The 24,017-nt window shown below is 58.1% G+C and carries 8 protein-coding genes and 2 pseudogenes; 1 reads left to right on the top strand and 9 read right to left on the bottom strand.

The features are described from left to right. Positions 1 to 13: 13 nt before the first annotated feature. The 5 genes from OVA10_RS25885 to OVA10_RS25865 form a co-directional block, all read right to left on the bottom strand. On the bottom strand, positions 14 to 640 hold the full coding sequence (locus OVA10_RS25885; RefSeq protein WP_268197246.1) for a DUF1109 domain-containing protein: 627 nt from the start codon (positions 638 to 640) through the stop codon (positions 14 to 16). Further along, positions 627 to 1,187 carry an RNA polymerase sigma factor gene (locus tag OVA10_RS25880; protein ID WP_268197245.1) on the bottom strand — a complete coding sequence of 187 codons (561 nt, stop codon included), beginning with the start codon at positions 1,185 to 1,187 and terminating at the stop codon, positions 627 to 629. The genes OVA10_RS25885 and OVA10_RS25880 overlap by 14 nt, the downstream gene beginning before the upstream one ends. A gap of 20 nt (positions 1,188 to 1,207) precedes the next feature. Beyond that, positions 1,208 to 2,440 carry a protein-disulfide reductase DsbD family protein gene (locus OVA10_RS25875; protein ID WP_268197244.1) on the bottom strand — a complete coding sequence of 411 codons (1,233 nt, stop codon included), beginning with the start codon at positions 2,438 to 2,440 and terminating at the stop codon, positions 1,208 to 1,210. Positions 2,441 to 2,471: 31 nt separating this feature from the next. Then, complete coding sequence (locus tag OVA10_RS25870) at positions 2,472 to 3,023, bottom strand: peroxiredoxin (RefSeq protein WP_100778946.1); 552 nt, start codon at positions 3,021 to 3,023, stop codon at positions 2,472 to 2,474. A 93-nt stretch (positions 3,024 to 3,116) separates the two neighbouring features. Continuing rightward, positions 3,117 to 4,742 (bottom strand): EAL domain-containing protein, encoded by a 1,626-nt coding sequence (locus OVA10_RS25865; RefSeq protein ID WP_326493414.1) that lies wholly within the window; start codon positions 4,740 to 4,742, stop codon positions 3,117 to 3,119. 322 nt (positions 4,743 to 5,064) lie between these two features. Here OVA10_RS25865 and OVA10_RS25860 point away from each other — a divergent pair, with 322 nt between their 5' ends. Further along, positions 5,065 to 5,931 (top strand): MarR family transcriptional regulator, encoded by an 867-nt coding sequence (locus OVA10_RS25860; protein WP_102104758.1) that lies wholly within the window; start codon positions 5,065 to 5,067, stop codon positions 5,929 to 5,931. A 55-nt stretch (positions 5,932 to 5,986) separates the two neighbouring features. Here the strand turns inward: OVA10_RS25860 and OVA10_RS25855 are convergent, their stop codons facing one another. The 4 genes and pseudogenes from OVA10_RS25855 to OVA10_RS25845 all read right to left on the bottom strand — a co-directional run. Next, the gene (locus tag OVA10_RS25855) at positions 5,987 to 7,162 is read right to left on the bottom strand and encodes an HlyD family type I secretion periplasmic adaptor subunit (RefSeq protein ID WP_100778944.1); all 1,176 of its coding nucleotides are present in this window, start codon (positions 7,160 to 7,162) and stop codon (positions 5,987 to 5,989) included. Continuing rightward, complete coding sequence (locus tag OVA10_RS25850; RefSeq protein ID WP_268197243.1) at positions 7,159 to 9,351, bottom strand: type I secretion system permease/ATPase; 2,193 nt, start codon at positions 9,349 to 9,351, stop codon at positions 7,159 to 7,161. The genes OVA10_RS25855 and OVA10_RS25850 overlap by 4 nt, the downstream gene beginning before the upstream one ends. A gap of 177 nt (positions 9,352 to 9,528) precedes the next feature. Then, positions 9,529 to 9,837: pseudogene (locus OVA10_RS26260) on the bottom strand (type I secretion C-terminal target domain-containing protein); the annotation flags it as partial. 861 nt (positions 9,838 to 10,698) lie between these two features. Next, positions 10,699 to 23,943 (bottom strand): annotated as a pseudogene (locus OVA10_RS25845) (Ig-like domain-containing protein); the annotation flags it as partial. Between the last annotated feature and the right edge of the window lie 74 nt (positions 23,944 to 24,017).

Genomic DNA, 24,017 nt, shown 5'->3' with positions numbered 1-24,017 from the left:
TCAGCTCTAACGCTCAATCTATCGCCACCCATCTCCACCCCAAGCCGATCGTAGCGACCACGATTGTCAGGGTCGCTGCCATGTGCAGGGCGAAATCCAGGGGATGCACTTCGACGGAGTGGCAAAACGACAATAGCGTTAGCGCCATGCAGGCGACGCCAGCTCCTGCCGAGGCGAGACTTTGCAGGGGATGGAGGCTGCGGGTACGGCGCAGATAGCCGATAACCAGCAGCACCATCGGCGCGCTGACGATCATCATAAAGACGTAGCAGTTCACCGCGTCACGATGGTGAATCTGGGACGACTGGCCCAGGTTCGCCAGCACGCAGCCCAGCCACACGATCAGCAGCGGCATAAACCACTTCCAGCTCAGGGGACGGCGTCCGGCAATGCTGAGTAAAAACGCGTTGCGGATCGCCAGCACCCCCATCACAAACGTCAGCCCAAGTTGCAGCAGGGCCAGCAGTGCGCCCGCCTGGGACCAGTCCGTCGCCACGCGCTGCAACAGCAAACTGCAAAGCCACCCGCTCGGCAACGCCATTAACGTCCACGCCAGCACGCGCCAGCCATCGCGCCACGGGCGGGTGACGGGCTGCGCCTGCCGACTCAGTTTTTCGATTAACAGCTCATGATCGGTCATGATTCGCTCCCATCCGGCGAAGATTGGTAATAGCCCTGTGCAGCAGGGATTTCACCGCAGAGATCGTCAGATTGTGACGGCTTGCCGCCTGCGCAAGCGTCATCTCCTGCAGATGAATATGTTCCACGATTTGCCGCTGGCGGGCGGGCAGCCTGTCGAGGATCAACGCCAGCTCCTCCTGCTCGTCCTGATGTTCCACGCTCTCAGCAGCCGCGACGTTGGTCAGCGCCTCTTCCGTATCCGTTTCCCTGCGTAGCGTCCGCCCCTGATGGCGCAGCGCATCGACCGCCCGAGCCTGAGTAATCGCCATCAGCCAGGGTAAAAAGGGGCAGTCTGGATCGTAGGTATGGCGAACCCGATGCACTGTCAGTAGCACATCCTGGATGACATCTTCCACCAGCGCCGGATCGAACACCTGTCGGCGCACTATCGCGCGGATAGCCGGAACGATCGCCCGCAATAACTGCGTATAGGCGCGACGATCGCCGGCCTGCGCTTTTGTCATCAGCTCAGGCCAGGCCTCGCGCGGGGCATGCCCGTTATCCATATTCCGCCATAACGATTACCTCATGCTTTTTTGCCAGCCGCCTGATTCAGGGCATTCACCACAATTGAGGGCGTCAGCACTTGCGGGAGCACGTGCGGCGCGCTTCCGTCTGCCGGATAGACCACGTACAGCGGCAGACCGCCCTGGCCGAACGTGTTCATCGCATCATCGATGTCCGCGTTAAATTTGGTGGAGTCCGCGACCATATACACTGCGCCAGTGCGGGCCATCGCCTCTTTCACCGCCTGCGTTGAGAGCGAAGTGCGATCGTTCACCTGACAGGTGATACACCACGACGCGGTAAAGTTTACGAAGATCGCTTTGCCGTGACCGCGCAGGGCCTCCACGCTCTGCGGAGACCACTTCACGGGCGCCGCGTTATCCGCCACTGCGGTCACAGGCGCCGTTGATCCTGCGTTGATCGCCCTCGGTAACGGCACGATGGCGACAACAAAAAACGCCACCGTGATAGCCAGCAGCACTTTGTAAGAGTGACCGAGATAGCGTCTGCGCTGCGCGATACCGTACAGCCACGCGGCAAAACTCACCACCACAGCGCTCGCCAGCATCACCGCCAGCGCCGTGGTGCCGGCCTGCTGCGCCAGCACCCACACCAGCCAGGCAAAGGCGCCCAGCATTGGAAACGCCAACCCACGCTTGAGCACATCCATCCAAGCACCAGGGCGCGGCAGGCGACGGGCAATTGCCGGGAACAGGGAGACGAGGGTAAAGGGGGCGGCAAAACCGAGCGCCAGCGCGAAGAAAATGGCCAGTGAAACCGCAGGCGGCTGCACCAGAGCATAGCCCACGGCACCCGCCATAAACGGCGCGGAGCACGGCGTGGCCACCACAATCGCCAGCGCGCCGGTCAGGGCAGAACGAACAAACGCTCCGCGACCGACAGAGATCTCCCCTGCCCGCTGCAGCGACAGCCCGACCTCAAATACACCGAGCAGGTTGAGCGCAGCCCCGAGAATAATCAGCGCCAGAACCGCAATCACCAGCGGCGACTGCAGCTGAAATCCCCATCCCACGGCGGTGCCCCCGGCGCGCAGTGCGAGCAGCAGCGCCGCCAGCGCCATCATGGTGAAAATCACCCCGAGCAGAAAACCCAGCCCTTCGGTTCGTGCGCTTTTCGTGTCGCCCTGATGGCGCATGATCCCCAGCGCTTTCAGGGAGATCACCGGGAAAACACAGGGCATGAAATTCAGGATCACGCCGCCCAGAAAGGCGGCAAAAATGGCGGTTAACATAGCAAACCTCGAATGCGAACGTCGGCGTTAATCAGGAGTGCGATTTCGCATATTGCTTCACGGCGTCCATCGTTTTCTGAATGTGCGCATCCGGGTTGCGGTCGGTGTAGCTCAGCAGAATTTTGCCATCCGGGGCGATGACGAAAGAGGTGCGATCGGAGAGGGTTTTACCGTTCATCTGCATCAGCGTTTCATACTCGGCCGCCACTTTCGCACCAGGATCGGCTGCCACCGCAAACTTATCGCGGCACTCCAGTTTCGAGAATTCATCCACCTGGTCGACGTTCCCGGCGGTTACCCCCACCACCGTGGCGCCCAGTTTTTTGAAATCATCCGTCGCTTCAGCAAACGCGTGGGCTTCCAGCGTGCAGCCCTTGGTAAACGCCGCCGGGAAGAAATAGAGCACCACCGGCCCTTTTTGCAGTGCCTGCTGTAAGGTGAACGTCAGCGGTTTACCGCCGAGCGCGCCCTGAAGGGTAAAATCGGGCGCTTTCGCTCCGGCTTCGAGCGCGGCCTGGGTGTTCATGGAAAACAGTGAAAGGGTCAGTACGGCGGCGGCGGACGCGATTTTCAAACGTTTCATGGTCAACTCCATCAGGGAAAAGGGGGCTATCTGAATAATAGTTCGTTAGCCCGCGAGCAAAAGTTTCGCCCGACCATAAAAAATGTATCGCTGTTAGCTAAATTTACGCACCAGAAAATCGAGATCCTCTTCTTTTACCGCTCTGGCAAGGTAATACCCTTGAAAACTTTTGATGCCAGCGGCGGATAAGGTATTAAATTTTTCCTCGCTGTCCACCCCTTCAGCGACACAGGCAACGCCAGTAATATCGCTGTAATACTGCATCGCTTTAATCAGACTGAAATCACTGTCGTTTGCGGCAAATTTATCAACGATATCTTTATCAAGTTTTAGGCCATCAAAGGGAATTTGTCTCACCGGGAACATAACGTGTTCGCTTGAAAAACAGTCATCTAAAAACAGTCTGCACCCCGTTTGGCGCAAGCGCTGCATGGTGTCCGCAATCCCTTTATCCAGCGTTACATCAATCGTTTCGGCGAACTCAAACACCAGTTTTTCTGCCCAGTGTTCATCACTTAACATTTCAACGGCTTTTTTTGCCATCCCTGGTAAGGCATTTCCGGATGCCAGTTCGGGTGGGATATTAACGGAGAAATAATATTTCCCATTATATTTGTTAATCCCGCGAACGGCGGCATCAATAACCAGAGCCATCAGCTGCAACCAGATATTTTTATCATGCAAGTTCGCCAGAAAATCTGCCGGTTTAAGGATGACGCCTTTACGATTCCAGCGCAGTAATATTTCAAAGCCAACGCCTCTTTTATCACTGTCGGTAATAATCTGATACACCGGGAATATTTCTTTATTTATCAGTGCGGTGGTGAAACGTCCGTCTAAATATGCATTATCATGACTCACAGGCTCGCCTGAAACAGCGAATGTCGCCCGAAACAGCGCGCCACGGCTTAAAAAGGTATTGATCAGCTGCAATTTCCGCAGGCCCTCTTTGCGATAAACGTATATCGTTTTGATCGCCAGACCACAGGCTTTTGCCTGGGCTTTGACCGACACGCCACGATAGAAAGAGAGCACAGAATCTAACTCCCGGCTCGTCAAACCCTTTTCAAAACAATCTTTTACTTTTCTCTCAAGGAACGCGGCCTCTTCCAGCGGCGGGAACACTGCCGTCACAATATCCTGACAGGGGTGCGATAAATTCGCGACGCGTATATTTCTGAGTTTATTTTTATCCCTGATCAAACTGTACAATGTGCGGTAAAGCCAGTTTGCCGGTAATTGACTGTAAATAAGGACGGTGACTTTCGCAGGTTTGGCGTTGAGCAAGACGATCATTTTTTTCAATGAACCTAAAATTTCGCAGATATCTCCTTTAAGGAATACAGAAATCGTAGCACCTGCACTGGCGTACACCGCATTCAGTTCTTCCTGGGATGGCTCATCACCATCGACCATAATACGGTAAGCGCAGATCCCGCTGTTATTCAGAAGCATTTCATACCCTTGCCAGGCATAGCTGCAGGAAGAAATGACGTATCGATTCTGAAAACGTTTCAGGTAGTTGGCACGTGCATCCCAGGCCATGATAATCTCCAGCGAAATATAAATGAGGGTAAAAATGTTTATTGCGAAAAGACGATAGCTGTCAAAATCAATGACCAGAAATAAAAAAGAATGATGTTTGCGAACGCCTTTGACACCTTCGCCACTGCGTCTTTGAATAGCGAGATCATAACAAACCGGGAATGTTATCACCATAGATTTAATATCGTATTTTTGTATAAAACAGGTGTCTCCTGTGTTTTTTGTTTAAAACAAAAACATTACTCATCGCGACAGGCGGACATATTTACGTTAATTACCCAACGTATTTAACGTAAATATGTTCATTCAGCCAGCATCCACACATTCATTCAACTTCATTTCGTCATCCTCTGCCCACCACGCAAATACACACTTCCTGAATATTATTCATAAATACCAAAAGTAAATTCCACTTATCACATGTATAATAGTGACGCTAAACATTCAATAGAGAAATGAATACCCCCATTGGCTCGTCTCAACATAGGACAACCGTATGGATATCCATATATCATCAAGGGCTTTACTGCTTCGAAGGGATGTGATTAAAAATAATCCAAGATTCAGCGAAGCAATAAAACAACACTTCACCATTAATGATGCCATCTACAAAAAACAACCGTTGTTCTACAAAACGATGCTCCAGGAGTCACGGTTCAATATTGTGTTATCGATGTGCTGTTTTGTTTTTGGCGATCAGGCCTCTTCAGTATCAGAAATAAAAGAGTTATGCACCCGATATAAAATTGCCAGTCCAAACAGTGTCATAGCCATCATTACTTTACTCAGAACTACCAACAGAATTAAAACCTGGCGGTGCACTGAGGATCGGCGCAAGACCATCATCGAACCAACAAAAAAAGGATTAGACGAACTTAAAAATTATATGTCCGGGGCCTTTTTACCGGTAAGCACTTTATATCCTGATTACAACGTCAATATTAACCTGCTGGATAATGATACGCTCAGACACAGTTTTTTCCGGCGGGCCGCAGAATATCTTTTTCGTGGTGTCACCTTTAAAAAGATTTTGCCAGAGGTAGGGTTATTTATTGAGAAAGATGGCGGGCGCATGATCATGCTGTATCTTTATCTGCAGGCGATGAAGAATAAAAATGCTCACGGTGCAACCATTGATTATTCAGCCAGCGTGCTGGCAAAAGAGTTTTTCGTTTCCAGAATTCATGTAAATCGGATCATGAAATCTGCTCAGGAGGCTGGCTACTTGAAAGAGCGAGAAGATGGACGCATCAGTATTTATCCAAACTTCTTACAGCTGGTCGAAAACTATGCCGGACTTTACTTTGCCTACGTCACACATTATCTGAACATACATCCTAAAGAGCGACTGTCTTCTGTCTGATTAAATTCCACCGGAAAATTGAACTGGCGAGCGGTTTTCCGATCGCCAGTATTCTTTATCTTTCGCGCAGGGCCTCTTTGGTTTTATTCAACGGTTTCAGCAGGTAGTCAATGATGGTTTTACTGCCCGTTTTAATATCCACGGTCGCAATCATCCCCGGAAAAACAGGAAATTCTTTCCCCTGCTTATTCGTCAGGTGATTACTCGTGGTTCTGATATAGACCCGGTAATAATAAACATCTCTTTTAACATCATCCTGAATTGTATCAGGAGAAATCATGGTCACTTCACCTTCCAGCCCACCATAGATGGAGTAGTCATAGGCCGTCACTTTGACCAGCGCTTTTTGCCCTGGATGGATAAAGGCCACATCGCGCGGGGAAATTTTGGCTTCAATCACCATCTGATCGTCGAGCGGTACCAGGCTCAACAATTTTCCATTTGGCGGGATCACGCCCCCGACGGTGGTGACATCGATATCTTTAACAATCCCGCGAACCGGCGCGTTGAATGTCAGACGGGTGAGGGAATCTTCACGCCCTTTCATTACCGAACGCTGGGCTTCGATTTCGGCATTCGCCTTGGCTAACTCTTCACGGGCGCGAACGTAATACTGGTTTTGCATTTCCGTGATTTTATTCTCAAGCTCATTTTTTTGACGCTCAAGACGCAGAACTTCCACCTTGCTGGCCGCCCCCTGGGTAACCAGCGGTCGGGTCAATGATAGCTCGCGCTGAATAAGTGTTACCCCCTGGCGCAAACCGGTAAGCCCTTTTTCCAGGCTGTCGCGACGAGAGTGATACAGCGCGGTCTCCTGTTTGACCAGCTCAACGTCATCGTCCAGCTCTTGCGGGAAGACCAGCGCACTTTGATTGGCCTCCGCGTTCAGGCGCGCGGCGGTTGCCATCGCGGCATTCAGCCGGGATTCACTCTCCAGCACGCTGGACTCGGTTTTGGTGCGATCCAGCTGCGCCAGCTGTTGCCCACGCTCGACGATATCCCCTTCACGCACCAGCAGCTTATGGATAATCCCCCCTTCCAGCGACTGAATAACCTGTTCATGCGAAGAGGGGATCACTTTACCGCTCCCGGTGGTCACTTCATCAAGCTGGAACATACTTGCCCAGATCGTGAAGAGGGCAAAGAGCGCAAACAGAGACCAGGCCACCAGCGTCGAGCGCGGGAGTTTAGGCTCCTGCAGACGGCTGTTGAAACGAGAAAAATCACTCATGCCATCCCCTCCTCGGTTGCGGCCTTCGCGGGAGCGGACGGCTTCATTTTCACGGTGCGCTGCGCCGCCTTCTGCGGGGCCATACCATGGTTATTCAGGATCTTGTCGCGCGGGCCATCCATAATAATTTTGCCGTTTTCCAGCACGATGATGCGATCGACCAGTTCCAGAATCGGCAAACGATGTGTCGCCACCACCAGCGTTCGCCCGTCGCCGAGCCAGTTTTTGAGATGATGGATAAACTGCTTTTCGCTCACTTCATCAAGCCAGGCGGTCGGCTCATCAAGCAGCAGGATATTCGGCGCGGTGAGTAACGCGCGCGTCAGCAACAGGGCCTGGCGCTGGCCGCCGGACAATCCGGCCCCGCCTTCGCTGATCACATAGTTCAGCCCCATTTTTTGCTTACGAACAAACTCCAGCGCCCCGCTAACGGTTAATGCCTGATGAATCTCCTCGTCAGTCGCCAGCGGATTCCCCATCACAATGTTGTCGCGCACGGAGCCAAAGAACAGGCGCGCCTGCTGGCTGAGGAACTGCATATCGCGGCGCAGATCGGCCGTGTCGAGGTGATTCAGCGCCACATCATCGAGCAAAATGGTGCCCTGCTGCGGTTCCTGCATCCCCGCCAGAAGCTGTAACAGCGTGCTTTTACCGGAACCATTGCGCCCCAGAATCGCAATCCGCTCGCCCGCATTGATGGTCAAACGGGGGATGTTCAGAACGTTTTGCTTCTCTTCTTCGTCATAATAAAAGCCGACCTCCTCCAGCACGTAGTGGCCGCGCAGATGGGCTTTATGCACCTTTTTACCCTGCAGGGGATCGTCAATCGGACGCTGCATCAGATCATCCAGCCCCTTGCGGGCCACCTTTGCCGACTGCCAGCGCGACAACACGCCGGAAATTTGCGACAGCGGCGCGATAGTGCGCGAGGCGAGAATCGATGTCCCCACCAGCGCACCGGTGGTCATGTCACCGCTGATCACCAGATAACAGCCAATCAGCAGGACCACGGCATAGACAATCGACTGAACTTCCTGCGTCCACGTCAGAAGCAGGCCGGTGAGCCAGCGCTGTTTCATCCCGACGCTCGCGGCCACGTCGTTCGAGTTGTTCCACTGGTTCTGAAAACGCTGCTCCGCGCGCATCAGTTTGATGTCTTCGATGCCCTGCACCGCCTCGACCAGCGTGGCGTTACGAATAGCCGATTCGCGCATCCCTTCCGTGGAGAGCTTTCCGAGCGGACGCTGAATCAACAGACCTGGAATCAGCAGCAGCGGCACCGCAAGCAGCACCACCAGCACCAGCGGGCCGCCGATCATCCACAGAATGAAAACGAACAGCAGGAAAAACGGCAGATCGGAAATCGCCGCAATCGTCGTGGAGGTGATCAGCTCGCGAACGGACTCCAGCTCGCGGATCTGGGCGATAAAGGAGCCAGTTGATTTTGAGCGGGCGCCGTTTTTAATGCGCAGGGCGTGGGCGAACACCCGCTCCGAAATGCGCAGATCGGCACGCTTCCCGATCACGTCTGAGATATGCACCCGCAGCATACGCATCACAAACTCGAAGGTGATGGCGAGCATCACGCCGCCAAATAGCACCCACAGGGTGGCCTCAGACTGGGACGGCACCACGCGATCGTAAACCTGCATGGAAAACACCATCCCAGACAGGGCCAGCACGTTCGCCACCAGCGCCACCAGCATGATGTCGCTGTAGCGACGCCAGTCTTTCAGCGCCAGCTGCCAGAACCAGTTTTTTTCATAAGGCTTGATGTAGTCATCGACCCTCGCGTCGGGCGTCGACTCCAGCGGGCGCAGCACGATTAACCCCGTCAAACGGGTACCCAGCGCGTCGCGCGTCAGGCTCGTTTCCAGTCCACCGTCACCGCTGAACTGCAGGCTGACGTTGCCCTCTTTGTCCATCCGGTTGATGACCGCAACCTGCCCGCTATCAAACTCCGCTAACAGCGGCAGACGCCACGGATCAATCAGTGCCGCATCCGCCGGCACAACGCGCAGCCTAAGCCCGAGCTGGCGTGCCATATCGTTGAGCACCTGCTCTCGCGGAGAGTGGCTCTCGTGATGAATCGTGACCCGGACGTGTTCTTGTGAATAGTCCAGCCGGTAATGTTTTGCAACGAGCACCATGGCCTCAAGCCAGGGTTCGTACTGCGGGTGAGTCTTCATTTAGCAACGTCCTGTTCAGGGCGACGATGTCGCTCTGAAATGATATCCCTGTGGAACGGCCAGAATGTAAACCCTTTCTGAACGTGTCGACAAAAATACCTTAATATTTATGTGGTTAGTCGTATTACTGTAAAGATACGAAAAATGCCGCGAGAATCGCTTCTCGCGGCCTGAGGTTTACGCAACTAACAGCTGATGGTTTGCCAGCAAGGTGGCCAGATCCGTCTGTACCCCGTTCAGAGTGACCACCGTGGTCGGATCGAACTGGCTGCCCGTTCCGTCGCGGTCGATCTGAATTTCGGTGTTACTGCCGTTCTGCACCACGCGCAGGTAATCCGTAATATTCCCCGCACTGCTGTCCAGAGTGGCGACACCGTTGACATAGCTCGCCGAGCCGGTGCCGGTATACCCGCTGTCGGATAACAGCTCGCGCAGATCGATACGGTCGGTATCCGCCGTCCCTTCCCAGGTCCCGACGGTAAAGCCGTTAACCTGATCGCTGCCGTTACCGCCCGTGGCGTCTGCGGCGTTGATGAGCTTGTACAACAGCGTGTCGTGCCCGCCGCTGCCAATATTGAAAGTGTCGTTCCCGCCACGGCCTTCGAACTGGTTATCCCCGCTGTTGCCGGTGATCACGTCGTCGAAGTCTGAGCCTGCAATCCCTTCAATATTCTTCAGGGTGGTGGTGTTAAACCCGGTGTCCTGGGCTGTCGTGACGCTCAGGTCCACCGTGATGCCCGCGCTCGCATTGCGGTAATCGACCACATCCATCCCGCCGGTGTTGCTCCAGGTATCGTGATCCGACGTGGTGCTCCAGCCGCCGGAACCGTTGTAGGTATAACTTCCTTCTTCGGCGATAAAGGTGTCGTTATAGCCGGTCCCGGTCAGCGTTCCGCTGTGCCCCCCCGTCGCGGCATCGGCGGTTAGCACATAGCCTTCTTTGCCGTTGCTTGCTTCCAGTCCGTCCCAGGTCACGTTGGCGGAAGCGCCGTTGGTGAACTTCACAATCTCTGCGGAGTAGATTTCATCCGGATTCAGGCCGTAGAAACTGACCAGCGCCGAGCTGTCATTCACCCCGAAACCGGACTGGGCGTTGATGATTTGCGACGCCACCAGCTCACCGCGCGCGTTGTACAGATTCACGGTGTTGCCGTAATAGCTGTTGATGCCTTCGCTATCGACAATACGCAGGTGCATAGCCGTGCCGTCTGCAATGGTCTGTTTGTTCTGCACATAGACCACTTTGCCGTTTTGCTGAGACACCAGCAGATCCTTCGCGCCATCCCAGTTGTAATCCACCGCCGCAATCCCGGTGACATTCACCAGGCCAGTTGCCAGCTGGCTTGACGTCCACGTCGTTCCGTTATTGTTGTTGGTGAACAACGTCGCGGTTTGCGATCCGCCGTAGGTGCTGAACTTGATCACGTCCATTTGGCCGTCACCGTTCCAGTCCACCGCCGCCGACAGATAACCCGCCGTGGCGTTTGAGGCTTCCACCGCACTCTTCGAGGCCGACAGCTGGCCGTTACCGTCGTTGTAATAGATCACACCGCCGGTGTTGCCATAACTGCTGCCGAGATAGAGATCCATATACCCGTCGCCGTTGAAATCAGCCCAGGTCATCGACGCCGCCGTGGTGGTGTTTGCCGCGTTCACCACAAACACATTGGTGATGGTTTGCCCGACCGTGAGCGTGCCATTCCCGCCGTTGTTGATGACCGTCATCGAGTACGCACCGCTGCGGTTGGTGTGCTGGACGATATCCACGGTGCCGTCGTTGTTAATGTCCACCCCGGAGATTTCACGTCCTGAGTCAAACTGACCGTAGAAACCGCCTTCCCCGCCGGTTCCATCCGGTGTCAGCGTCCCGTTGTTGTTGATCAGGTAGGTCAGGGAGTCCATCCCGGCATCGCCGTAGGCCATGTCCAGATAACCATCACCGGTCTTGTCGTAGGCAATCACGCCGCCGTACCAGATAGTGGTGCCCATCGCCAGCTGGCTGGCGGTGTAGCTGGTGCCGTTGTAGGTCCACATCACCTGCGTTGAACCGGCGTAGGTGGTCTCGGTGGCGAAAATATCCGCAGTACCGTTTCGGTCGAAATCTGCCGCCGTCTGGCTCACCACGTTATAGCCACGGGTGTTGGTCAGGGCGGTATTGCTGTAGGTCGACATATCGCTGCTGGAATACGAGCGTCCGTTGGCGATGATATTCCACAGCCCGCTGCTGTTCATGCCGAGCGTCAGGGTGGAGTTGTCGCTGCTGCCGGTGGTGCTGGCCCAGTCGGTATTCACCGAGTCGGTTCCGATGGTCAGGCTGCCGGTGGTGGTGCCTGTCGTGTTGCCATTACCGGCGCTGCTCTTCACCTGCGCCGTCACGCTGTAGCTGCTGGCAGCCAGCGCATCGCCGTCCGGTATCTGCACATACCAGGTGTTGTGATTCGGGTCGACCACCACCGCACCGCCGGTTTCGGAGGTGTAGGTTTTGCCGTTAACCGTGACCACCAGATACTCGCCGTTGGTCAGCTCAGCGGACAAGGTCCCGCTCAGGATCGGCGTGGTGTCCGAGGTGGTCTGCCCGGTGATCGCCGCCGTAGTGGTCGGAATGCTGGTATCGACGCGCAGCACGAAATCATCGGAATCCGTGCTGTTCCCCGCCGTGTCGGTGACACGCAGCACGTAGGTGTGGTTTCCGTCGATCAGACCGCTGTCCTGGAAGTACCAGCTGGTCGCCCCGTTCATCGTGACCTGACCCAGCTTCACGCCGTCGCGGTACAGTTCGGCAATTTCACCCGCTGCCAGGGCCTGATTCAGCGTCCCGTTGATCTGTGGCGTGGTGTCATCGGTGGCGACAGACGATCCGAAATCGCTCTGGCGCTCGCCTTCGTTGTCCGTGTAGCTCACCACGGTACCCTGTGTGACCGGCGGTGTGGTATCAACCGTCACCACCTGCTGCGCGGTCGAGCCGACGTTGCCCGCCTCATCGATAATGCGCACCTGGTAGGTGTGGTCACCTTCCGGGAGCACGCGAGGATCGGTGTAGCTCCACTGCGTCTGCGTCACCGTGGCATCGGTCCAGGTGGCACCGCCATCCATACTAATCTGCACGCGCTCGTCGCTGGCAAGCGCTCTGCCAAGCGATCCGCTGACCGTCAGGGTGGTATCGTTGGTGATAAAATCACTCGCGGATTGCCCGGTGTCATCGCTGATGGCATCAACCGTAATGCCGTATTGCGGTGCCTGGGTATCGACAGTCACCACCTGCGAGGTGGTCGCGCCCACGTTGCCCGCCTGATCCACCACGCGAACCTGATAGCTATGGTCGCCATCGCCCAGCGTACGCGTGTCGGCATACTGCCATTGGGTGCCGTTGACCGTGGCATAGACCCAGGTCTGCCCACCGTCGAGACTCACCTGGACAAACTCATTCGCCCCGAGCGTTGCCCCCAGCGTGCCATGCAGCGTGTAAGAGGTTTCGCTGGTCAGGAAGTCATTGTTATCAAAGCCGGTATCGACGGTGATGTTATCCACCGTAACGGTAATCGCCGCATCAGGCGCAATCGTATCGACAGTCACCTGCTGATGAGCGGAATCCCCCACGTTACCCGCCGTATCAATGACGCGTACCCAGTAATCATAAGTCTGGTTTTGCAGCGTGCGGCCGTCCGCGTAGTACCAGCTATTGCCTACCACGGTGACGTTCTGCCAGGTATTGCCGCCATCGAGGCTAATCTGCACGTACTCGCCGTCCGACAGCGTCGCGCCCAGCGAGCCGTGCAGAGTCAGGGAGGTATCCTGGGTGACAAAGTCACTGTTGCTCAGCCCGGTGTCGTCGCTGATGCTGTCGATGGTGACGGTTTTACTCGCGTCCGGCACCACCGTATCAATGGTCACCACCTGGCTGGTGGTGGCGCTGATGTTGCCTGCGTCGTCAATCACGCGCAGCTGATAGTTGTAATCGCCGTCGGCCAGCGTGCGGCCATCGACCCAGGTCCAGCCCAGGCCGCTCACGCTTACGTTAGTCCAGGTGACGCCACCATCAGTGCTGATTTGCGCGTGTTCGCCGTTGCCCAACGCCGCGCCCAGCGTCCCTTTCAGGGTGATCTGGTTATCGCTGGTAATAAAATCGCTGCCGGACAGCCCCGTATCCTGGGTCACAGAATCCACGGTAATGGTGGTGGAGGCCGGTGCGGTGAGATCGACCACCACGTTTTGGCTGTCGGTCGCGCCCACGTTACCCGCGTTATCCACCACCCGGACCTGATACGTGTAAGTCCCGTCCGTCAGCGTGCGGCCATCGGTATAGCGCCATTGCGTGCCGGTGACCGTCAGATCGCTCCAGGTCACGCCGCCATCGAGGCTGATCTGCGCCTTCTCGTTATTGCCGAGCTGCGCGGTCAGGGAGCCGTTGACGATAACCTGATTATCGTTAGTGATGAAATCGCTGCTGCTCAGGCCGGTGTCGTTGTGCAGAGAATCAATGCTGATCCCCATCGACGGCGCGGTCAGATCCACCGTCACGTTATGGCTATCGCTGGCGCTGTTGCCGAGGGTGTTGCTGACCTCGGCATGAATGACATATGCGCCACCGTCGGCCAGTGCGGTCACATCCGCGCTGCCCAGGGTGTATTCCCAGCTGCCGTCGTTTTGAACGGTTGTGGTGTAAGTTTTGCCGTTCAGCGTGAGGGTGACCGTGCGGCCCGCAGGCGCGTCGGTGGTGCCGCTGATCACCAGCGGAGTGCCGTGCTCTGCGGCGTTGATAATGTCATCGTCGGCAAAGGTGTTGATGCTGATGGTCGGCACGTCACCGTTCAGGGTCACGTCATGCGTGGTGCTGCCAGGGTTTCCGGCTTTATCGCTGACGGAGGCGGTAATGGTGTAATCCCCGTCGCTCAGGCCGAGGAAATCGCGCCCGGAGACAAACACCGACCATTTACCGTCAGCGTCAACCATCGCCTGATAGCTGTGGCCGTTGAAGGTCACCGTCACCCTCTGGCCCTGTTCGGCGGTCGATGTGCCGCTGAGGGTTTGCCCCGCCAGCTGCTCGCTGTTGTTCACGATATCGTCGCCCGCCACGGTATCAATGGTAATGACCGGTGCAACGGTATCCACCGTCAGGGTATGGGTGGTCTGCCCGCTGTTACCGGCTTTATCGCTTACCGACGCGGTGACGGTTAACGCCCCTTCGTTCAGCGCCGCAAGATCCGTTGCCGGAACATTCAGCGTCCAGGTTCCGTCGCTGGCGATCTGGGCGGTATAGGTCTTGCTGCCCAGCGTGACGGTGACCATTTGCCCCGCTTCCGCGCTGGACGAACCGTGGATCGTCAGCGGCTGCTGCTGTTCGACGGCATTCAGAACATCGTCGCCCGCGAGCGTGGCGATACTGACCACCGGCGGCGTGGTATCGACGCTCACCGTGTGGGTGGCTGACGCACTGTTACCCGCGCTGTCCTGGGCGGAGACGGACACCTGATAGTGCGCACCATCCGCCAGCCCCGCGACGTCTGCCGCAGGAACAGTGGTCGTCCAGGAGCCATCGCTCTGGATGTTCGCCGTATAGTTTTTACCATTCAGCGTAACGGTCACCTGCGTCCCGCTGGCGAACTGGGTGCTTGAGCCGCTGATGGTCAGCGCGCTGCCCGCTTCCGCCGCGTTAATCACATCATCGCCGCTGATGGTTGCCACCGTCAGGGAGACAGAAGCGGTGTTCACCACCACGTCGTGCGTCTGGGTGCTGCTGTTACCCGCGCTGTCCGTCACGGTGGCGCTGATGGTCACCGTACCGTCCTGCAACGCTGAAATCACGCTGGCTGGCACACCGACGCTCCACTTGCCGCTGGCATCCACCGTGGTGGTGTACTGCTGGCCACCGATCGTGATAATGAGCTTATCGCCCACCGCCGCGCCCGTCGCCGTACCGCTGACAATCTGCGCCTGTCCGTGCTCAACGCTGTTGATGACGTTATCGCCCGCCACCGTATTGAAGCTGATAACGGGCGGCGTGGTATCGAGAGTGATCGCCTTGCTGGCGCTGCCTGGGTTTCCGGCGTTATCGCTCACGCTGACCTGCACCGAATAGCCGTTATCCGCCATCGCCGCCAGATCGCCCGCCGGAACAGCGAGGTTCCAGCTACCGCCAGCCTCTACCTGGGCGGTGTACGTTTTACCGCCCAGAATGACGGTCACCGTCTGGCCCACTTCTGCGGTAGTGGTACCGGAAATCACAATCCCTGCGGCGGCTTCGCTACCGTTGATGACGTTATCCCCGGCGACCGTATCAATCGTGACGGTCGGCGCAGTGCTGTCGACGCTGTACTCGCGACCCGCCGAGGCGCTGTTGCCGTTAACGTTGGTGACGCTCACCTGCACGCTGGCGTCGCCCTCTTTCAGACCGTTCAGATCTGCCGATGGCACCGTGACGGTCCATTTCCCGTCCGCATCCACCTGCGCGGTATAGGCTTTCCCGCCAAAGGTGATGTTGACCGTCTGGTTCGCTTCGACGTTCGTGGTGCTGCCGGAGAGCACCAGGTCCGCCCCTTTTTCCGCCGCGTTGATCACATCGTCGGTCGTAATGGCATCAATGCTGATCGCCACGTCCGCCAGATCCACTTTCACATCGTGGTTGATGGAGACCGGATTTCCGGCGCTGCTCTGGCCGGCCACCGTAATAGTGATGTTGCCTGCCGCCAGCGCACCGACGTCTGCCGCAGGAACGGCGGCGCTCCAGGTGCCGTCCGCCAGCACCGTCGCCGGATAGGTTTTGCCGTTGACGGTGACGGTCAGGGCGCTGCCCGCCGGGAGGCCGTCGCTGTCGCCGGTGATAATCAGGTTCTGTCCGTGTTCGATGCGGTTGATCACGTCATCGCCCGCCACGGTATCCACGCGCAGGCCCGGCAGGCTGGCGTCGATGGTGATGTCGCGCTCGCCGGAACCGCTGTTGCCCACGCCGTTGGTGACGGAGGCGGTGACGGTCAGATCGCCGTTGCCCAGTGCAGTCAGCACGTCCGCCGGGACGTTCACCGACCAGCTCAGATCGTTCTGCACCGTGGTGGTGTAGGTGTTACCGCCAATGGTGACGGTCACGGTGTTGCCCTGCTGGGCGTTCACCACCGTGCCGCTGATGGTCTGGCCCGCCGCCACTTCGTCGGCGTTGATCACGTTATCCGTAGCAATGGCGTTGATGGTGACGCCTGGCAGCGCCGTATCCACCTGCAGGTTTGCACTGCCGCTGATGCTGTTGCCCACGCTGTTGGTGGCGCTGGCGTTAAGGGTGTAGTTTGCTTCGCCGAGACCCGCGAGGTCGGCTGCCGGTATTGTCAGGCCCCAGCGGCCATCTGCGGCCGTTGTGGCGGTGTACTGCTTACCGTTCAGCGTGACTGTCACCCGTGTGCCTTCGGCCAGGTTTGCGCTGATCCCGTCGACGCTCAGATCGTGACCTTTTTCTACGGCGTTCAGCACGTTATCGCCGGAAATGGCATTGAAGCCCAGAGACGGCAAACCGGTATCGACAGTTACGTTATGGCTGCCACTGCCGGTGTTGCCTGCTGCATCGGTGACGTTCACGGAGACCGTCACCGAGCCATCGCTGAGCGCCGAAATCACGCTGGCTGGCACGCCAACGCTCCAGTTGCCGCTGGCATCCAGCACCGTGGTGTACGTCTGGCCGCCGATGGTCACAGTGACGCTATCGCCTGCCGCCGCGCCGGTGGCTAAACCACTGATGATTTGCGCCTGAGCGTGCTCGGCCACGTTAATGACATCATCGCCCGCGATGGTATTGATGGTGATCACCGGAACGGTGACATCCACCGTCAGGTTGCGATCGACCGACGCCGGGTTACCGGCCTTGTCAGCCACCGAGGCGTGGATCGTGGTAACGCCGTCCGCCAGGCTCGCCACATCCGCCGCCGGAACGTCCAGCGTCCAGCTGCCGTCTGCGCCTACCGTGGTGGTGTAAGTTTTATTGTTCAGCGTCACGACGACCGGCTGGCCCGCTTCCGCCGTGCTGGTGCCGCCGATCGTCAGATCAGCTTGCGCTTCTGCCGCGTTGAGAATGTCGTCTGCCGCAACAGTGTTGATCGTCACGCCCGGCGCGGTGCTGTCGACGCTGTACTCGCGTCCCGCCGAGGCGCTGTTGCCGTTAACGTTGGTGACGCTCACCTGCACGCTGGCGTCGCCCTCTTTCAGACCGTTCAGATCCGCCGAAGGCACCGTGACGGTCCATTTCCCGTCCGCATCCACCTGCGCGGTATAGGCTTTCCCGCCAAAGGTGATGTTGACCGTCTGGTTCGCTTCAACGTTCGTGGTGCTTCCGGAAAGCACCAGGTCCGCCCCTTTTTCCGCCGCGTTGATCACATCGTCGGTCGTAATGGCATCAATACTGATCGCCACGTCCGCCAGATCGACTTTCACGTCATGGTTGATGGAGACCGGGTTTCCGGCGCTGCTCTGGCCGGCCACTGTAATAGTGATGTTGCCTGCCGCCAGCGCACCGACATCTGCCGCAGGAACGGCGGCGCTCCAGGTGCCGTCCGCCAGCACCGTCGCCGGATAGGTTTTACCGTTGACGGTGACGGTCAGGGCGCTGCCCGCCGGGAGGCCGTCGCTGTCGCCGGTGATAATCAGGTTCTGCCCGTGTTCGATGCGGTTGATCACGTCATCGCCCGCCACGGTATCCACGCGCAGGCCCGGCAGGCTGGCATCGATGGTGATGTCGCGCTCGCCGGAACCGCTGTTGCCCACGCCGTTGGTGACAGAGGCTGTGACGGTCAGATCGCCGTTGCCCAGCGCCGTCAGCACGTCCGCCGGGACGTTCACCGACCAGCTCAGATCGTTCTGCACCGTGGTGGTGTAAGTGTTGCCGCCAATGGTGACAGTCACGGTGTTGCCCTGCTGGGCGTTCACCACCGTACCGCTGATGGTCTGGCCCGCCGCCACTTCGTCGGCGTTGATCACGTTATCCGTAGCAATCGCGTTGATGGTGACGCCTGGCAGTACGGATTCCACGTTAACCGTATGCACCGCGCTCCCGCTGTTGCCTGCGCTGTCGGTTGCCGACGCGCTAATGTCATACAGCGCTTCGCCCAGCGCCCCGACCTGATCCGCCGGAACGGTGGTGGTCCATTTGCCCTCGCCATTGACGATGGCGCTGTAGGCTTTGCCATTGAGCATCACCGTCACCATCGCGCCAGCCGCCAGGCCCGTCGCGGTACCGCTGATCGTCAGCTCCTGGGCTTTTTCGGCGTTGTTGATAACGTCGTCACCGGAGACCGTATCAATGGTCAAGACCGGCGCAGTGAGGTTGACCGCCACGTCATGGGTGGTGGTGTCGCTGTTACCCGCTTTGTCCGTCAGCGTTGCCGTGAGGGTATGATCGCCCGCGATCAAGGCTCCCACGTCTGCCGCCGGAACGCCCACGATCCAGTTGCCAGAGGCATCCAGCGTGGCGGTGTAAGATTTGTTGTTGAGGGTGACGGTCACGACATCGCCCGCTTCAGCACCCGTCACGTGGCCCGTGACGATCAGCGCCTGGCCGTGCTCGGTGCTGTTGATGATGTCATCGCCGGAAAGGGTATCGATGGTGAGCTGCGGCACCGTGGCGTCCACCAGCACGTCACGATCGGCGCTCGCCGGGTTGCCCGCTTTGTCAGCCACGGATGCGGTCACGGTGTACTGACCGTCGCTGATTCCGGCCATATCGGCCGCCGGAACGGTGACGCTCCAGTTGCCCCCCGCCAGAACCGTGGTGGTGTACTCTTTTCCGTTCAGCGTGACGGTTACGGGTTGACCCGCTTCAGCGTTGGTCGTCCCGTTCACCACCAGATCCTGCTGCGCTTCCGCCGCATTGACGATGTTGTTATCGCTGATGATCTCGATTGAAAGTGACGGCGCGGTAGCATCGACGCTGTACTCGCGGCCTGCCGAGGCGCTGTTGCCGTTGACGTTGGTGACGCTCACCTGCACGCTGGCATCGCCGTCTTTGAGACCCGCCAGATCCGCCGATGGCACGGTGTACGTCCAGTTGCCGTTGGCATCAACGGTCGTGGTATAGGTTTTGCCCCCAAAGGTCAGGGTGACCGTCTGGTTCGCTTCGACGTTCGCCGTGGTGCCGGAGAGGACCAGATCGGTCCCTTTCTCCGCCGCGTTGATCACATCGTTGCTGGCAATCGCGTCAATACTGATTGCCACATCCGCCAGATCGACCTTCACGTCATGGCTGATGGAGACCGGATTTCCGGCGCTGCTCTGGCCGGCCACCGTGATGGTGACGCTGCCTGCCGCCAGCGCACCGACGTCAGCCGCAGGAACGGCGGCGCTCCAGGAGCCGTCCGCGAGGACCGTCGCCGGATAGGTTTTGCCGTTGACCGTTACAGTCAGCGCGGAGCCTGCCGACAGGCCGGTACTGGTGCCCGTCACCATCAGATGCTGGCCGTGTTCAACGATGTTAATCACATCGTCGCCCGCCACCGTGTCCACGCGCAGCCCCGGCAGATTGGCGTCGATAGTGATATCGCGCTCACCCGTACCGGTATTGCCGTGACCATTCGTGACCGACGCTTCTACCGTCAGATCGCCGTTGCCGATTGCGCTCAGCACGTCTGCCGGGACATCCACCGACCAGCTGAGATCGCTTTTAACGGTCGTGGTGTAAGTATTGCCGCCGATAGTCACCGTAACGGTATCGCCGTTCGCCGCGCCGCTGACTTTACCGCTGAGAGTCTGCCCGGTCGCCACTTCCGAGGCGTTGATAATATCGTCGCTGGCGATGGCATTGAGGGTGATCACCGGCAGGGCGCTGTCGACCAGCACGTCGTGCGTGGTACTGCTGTTATTGCCCGCGCTGTCCGTGACGCTGGCCGTCACGGTGTAATTCGCTTCACCCAGCGCGCTGACCGCCGAGGCCGGAACGGTTACCGTCCAGTTCCCGCTGTCATCCGCGATGGCGGTGTAATGGATGCCGTTAAGCGTGACGGTGATCACCGTGCCCTGCGGCTGATCGCTGGTGCCAGAAAGTGCCAGATCTGCGCCTTTTTCAGCCGCATTGATCACGTCGTCATCGGCAAGCGTGTTGATCGCAATCACCGGTTTTGCGGTGTTCACCACCACGTCCACCGAGTTACTGCCCGTATTCCCGGCACTGTCAGTCACGGAGACGTCGATTGACCAGGTTCCGTCTGCCAGCCCCTGAATCACGGAGGCGGGCAGGCCCAGGCTCCAGTTGCCCGCCGCATCCACTGCGGTGGAGTAATTCACGCCGTCAATGGTGACGGTCACCAGATTGCCTGCGGCCGCGCCCGTCACCGAGCCACTTAAAATCTGCGCCTGCGAGTGGGCGGTGTAGTTCACGGTGTTGGTGTCGGTGACAAAATCATTAATCGTCACCTGCGGAACCGTAGCGTCGACCAGGCCGATTCGATCGGTGCTGGCGCTGTTTCCGGCCACGTCGCTGACGCTCGCGTTGATCGTCACGTTGCCGTCGGCGAGGGCACCCACATCGGCGGCAGGAACGCTCAGCTGCCAGCTGCCGTCATTCTGCACAATCGCCTGATAGGTTTTGCCGTTCAGGGTGAGGGTCACGGTCTGGCCCGCTTGCGCGCTGGTGCTGCCGCTTAAAATCAGATCCTGCTGCGCTTCTGCAGCGTTGATGATGTTGTCGTCGGTCAGGTTGTCGATAGCAATCGTCGGCGGCTGAGTGTCCACCGTGATCACGCGTGACGCATCGGCGCTGTTGCCGCTGGTGTTGGCTACGCTCACGCTAACCTGCGCGCGCCCGTCGCTCAGCCCGTCCATCGCGCTGGAAGGGACCGTCAGGCTCCAGGAGCCGTCCTGCTGAACCTGGGCCGTGAAGGTCTGATCGGCAAATTTCACTACCACCGTCTGGCCCGCTTCGACGCCCTGCGTCTGGCCGGAAAGGGTGAGATCCGCCGCTTTTTCGGCGGCATTCAGCATGTCATCAAGGGTCACCGTATCGATGGACACGGCGACAGGAGAGAGATTCAGTTCAATGGGATGTTCAGCGGAAACGGTATTGCCCCACTGATCCTGCGCGCTGGCCACAACCAGAATATCGCCCGCGCTCCAGTTTTGCAGGTCTGCCGCCGGAACACCGATCTGCCAGCTGCCGTTGGCGGCAATGACCGCCGGATAATCGATATTGTTGATGGTGACGGTCATTTGTGAGCCTGGCGCCAGGTGGCTGCTTGAGCCAGTGACAGTCAGATCCTGATGCTGCTCGATGGCGTTAATAACGTCGTCGCCAGAGATGGTGTTGACGCGCAGGCCCGGCAAGGCGGCGTTGATATTAATATCGCGCTCGCCGGTGCCCGTATTGCCGTGGGCGTTGGTCACCGATGCCGTGAAGGTCAGATCGCCGTCGCCAAACGCGTTCAGATCGGCGGACGGAATCAGTACTTTCCAGCTCAGATCGTTGCCGACGATAGCGGTGTAGCTTTTGCCGCCGACGGTAATGGAGACGGTGTCGCCCGCAGCCGCACCAACGACGCGGCCACTGAGCGTCTGGTCAACGGCGACTTCCGCATTGTTGACCAGATTATCGCCCGCAAAGGTATTGATGATCACCTGCGGCAGCGCCGTATCCACCAGCAGCATGGCGTCCGCGCTGCCGACGTTGCCCACGCTGTCCGTTCCGCTCACGCTTACGGTGTAGAGGGTATTCGCCAGATTCAGCACGTCAGTCACCGGCACCTGTACCGACCAGACGCCGTTCTCCACGGTGGCCTGGTAGCTGATGTTATTCAGGGTTACGGTTACCGCGCTGCCGTTCGGCAGATTACTGGTGCCGCTGAGATCGAGTGGCAACATCGCTTCCTGAGCGTTCAGCACGTTGTCCTGGCTGATAGGGTCGATCGTCAACTCAGGTGCTGCACCGCTCAGGGTAAAATCGTGAGTGGCATTCCCGGTGTTACCGGCCGCATCCGTCACTGCAACGGAGAGCGTAAAGTGACCTTCGCCGAGCGCACGGATGTCGTTCGCCGGAACGCCTACGCTCCAGCTGCCATCGGCTTGCACGACGCCCGTATAGTGCTTACCGCCCAGCGTCACGGTAACCACGTCACCTTCGGCTGCGCCGCTCGCGCGACCGGAAATAATCTGCGCCTGACCCTGCTCATCGGCATTGATCACGTCATCACCCGCGACGGCGTTCACCGTCACGACAGGGGCTACGGTATCGACGCTGAAATCAGCGGTGGTGGAGGTGGGATTTCCGGCTTTGTCGTTGACGTTTACGGTGACCGTATGGGAACCCTCAGCGAGTGCGTTGACGTCGCTGTTATTCAGGGTCAGGGACCATGTGCCGTCACTGCCGACGGTGGTGGTGTAGTTTTTGCCGTTGAGGGAGACCGTGACAATTTGCCCGGCCTCGGCGTTGGTTTTACCGCTCAGCGTTAATGGCTGGCCGTGCTCGGCGGCGTTGAGAATGTTGTCCTGCGAAATGGCATCCACGGAGAGCGTCGGCGCGTGGGCATCCACGTTCAGCGTCTGATTTCCGGTGACGGTATTGCCCGCCGCGTCTTTGCCAGTCACGGTGACCGTCCAGGTGCCGTCCGCCAATGCCTTCGCATCAGCCGCCGGAACGTTAACGCTCCATGCACCGTTCGCGCCCACTTCAGTGGTGTAGGTCTTACCGTTCAGCGTGACGGTCAGGTCGGTGCCCTGCGCGAGATGTTTGCTGCTGCCGGACAGGGCAAATCCTGCGGACTGCTCGCTGGCATTGATGACGTTATCTCCGGCAGTGGTGCTCAGCGTCACGCTGGCATCGGCGGTGACCACATTCACGGTGATGCTGCCCGCAGAAGTCGTTTTGCTGCCGTCGATTTGCACTACCGACCAGGTGTGTTCGCCGTCGGTTTGCGTCGGCAGTTTTACCGTCCAGGTGCCATTGGTGCCGACCATCGCGCTGGCGATGGTGTTGCCGCTGCTGTCCTTGATCTGAATGGTCGCGCCCGGCTGGCCGGTGCCGCTAAAGGTCGGGGTGTTATCGTCCGTGACCTCTTTTGCACTCAGCACACCCTGCTTGTCACCCTGTTTATCCGTCACGAGGAAGGTCGGCGTCGCGCTTTCGACCTCTTTGGTGTTGTCGATGACTTTGGTTTTGGTGTCACCATCACCGCCGTGCGCCAGCAGCGCGCCAATCGCCCCGCCGCCTAACGCGGCCCCGGCGATCCAGCCCCACGGGGCATCGCTTAAGCTACTGGCCTGCTCAAGGAACGGCTCGATGGTGGAAATCGGCGTGGCCTGCGCGCTTAATTCCACCGCCGCCATCCCCGCGGCCTCTTCCGTCTCTGCAAAGGTGATATGAGTCAGTTCCTGCTGGTCGTTAAACACCAGTTCGGAATGGTTTTTGCCCTCTGGATCGTCGAGAAAATAGTTATTGCATCGAATCACGCTGCCATCTTTCATGTAAATCAGCAGATCCTTACCCTGGCGCATATAACGTGCGACATCCTGGGCCGATCCGTGGATTTCAATGACACTGGGTGCAGAAACAGATACCGAGAGATTTCCCTCTCCGGTCAATACTGTTTTCTCAGCGGTTTTGCGAATAATGACATCGACAATCTTAGCGTTACTCATATTTCTCTCCTTGCAGGTACACGGGTGCCTGTGAGTATTTCTATCCTGAGGATGTGACTATCCCCGGGAATGAA

Origin of the sequence: Lelliottia sp. SL45, from assembly GCF_026672535.1 — a bacterium.
Lineage (GTDB): Bacteria > Pseudomonadota > Gammaproteobacteria > Enterobacterales > Enterobacteriaceae > Enterobacter > Enterobacter nimipressuralis.
The sequence above is the reverse complement of the archived record's forward strand: the minus strand, read 5'-3'. Positions and strand labels throughout refer to the sequence as shown.

Excerpts from the sequence above, each read along its gene's own strand:
- OVA10_RS25885 (WP_268197246.1), bottom strand. The coding sequence starts at position 640 with ATGACCGATCATGAGCTGTTAATCGAAAAACTGAGTCGGCAGGCGCAG.
- OVA10_RS25880 (WP_268197245.1), bottom strand. The coding sequence starts at position 1,187 with ATGGATAACGGGCATGCCCCGCGCGAGGCCTGGCCTGAGCTGATGACA.
- OVA10_RS25875 (WP_268197244.1), bottom strand. The coding sequence starts at position 2,440 with ATGTTAACCGCCATTTTTGCCGCCTTTCTGGGCGGCGTGATCCTGAAT.
- OVA10_RS25870 (WP_100778946.1), bottom strand. The coding sequence starts at position 3,023 with ATGAAACGTTTGAAAATCGCGTCCGCCGCCGCCGTACTGACCCTTTCA.
- OVA10_RS25865 (WP_326493414.1), bottom strand. The coding sequence starts at position 4,742 with ATGGTGATAACATTCCCGGTTTGTTATGATCTCGCTATTCAAAGACGC.
- OVA10_RS25860 (WP_102104758.1), top strand. The coding sequence starts at position 5,065 with ATGGATATCCATATATCATCAAGGGCTTTACTGCTTCGAAGGGATGTG.
- OVA10_RS25855 (WP_100778944.1), bottom strand. The coding sequence starts at position 7,162 with ATGAGTGATTTTTCTCGTTTCAACAGCCGTCTGCAGGAGCCTAAACTC.
- OVA10_RS25850 (WP_268197243.1), bottom strand. The coding sequence starts at position 9,351 with ATGAAGACTCACCCGCAGTACGAACCCTGGCTTGAGGCCATGGTGCTC.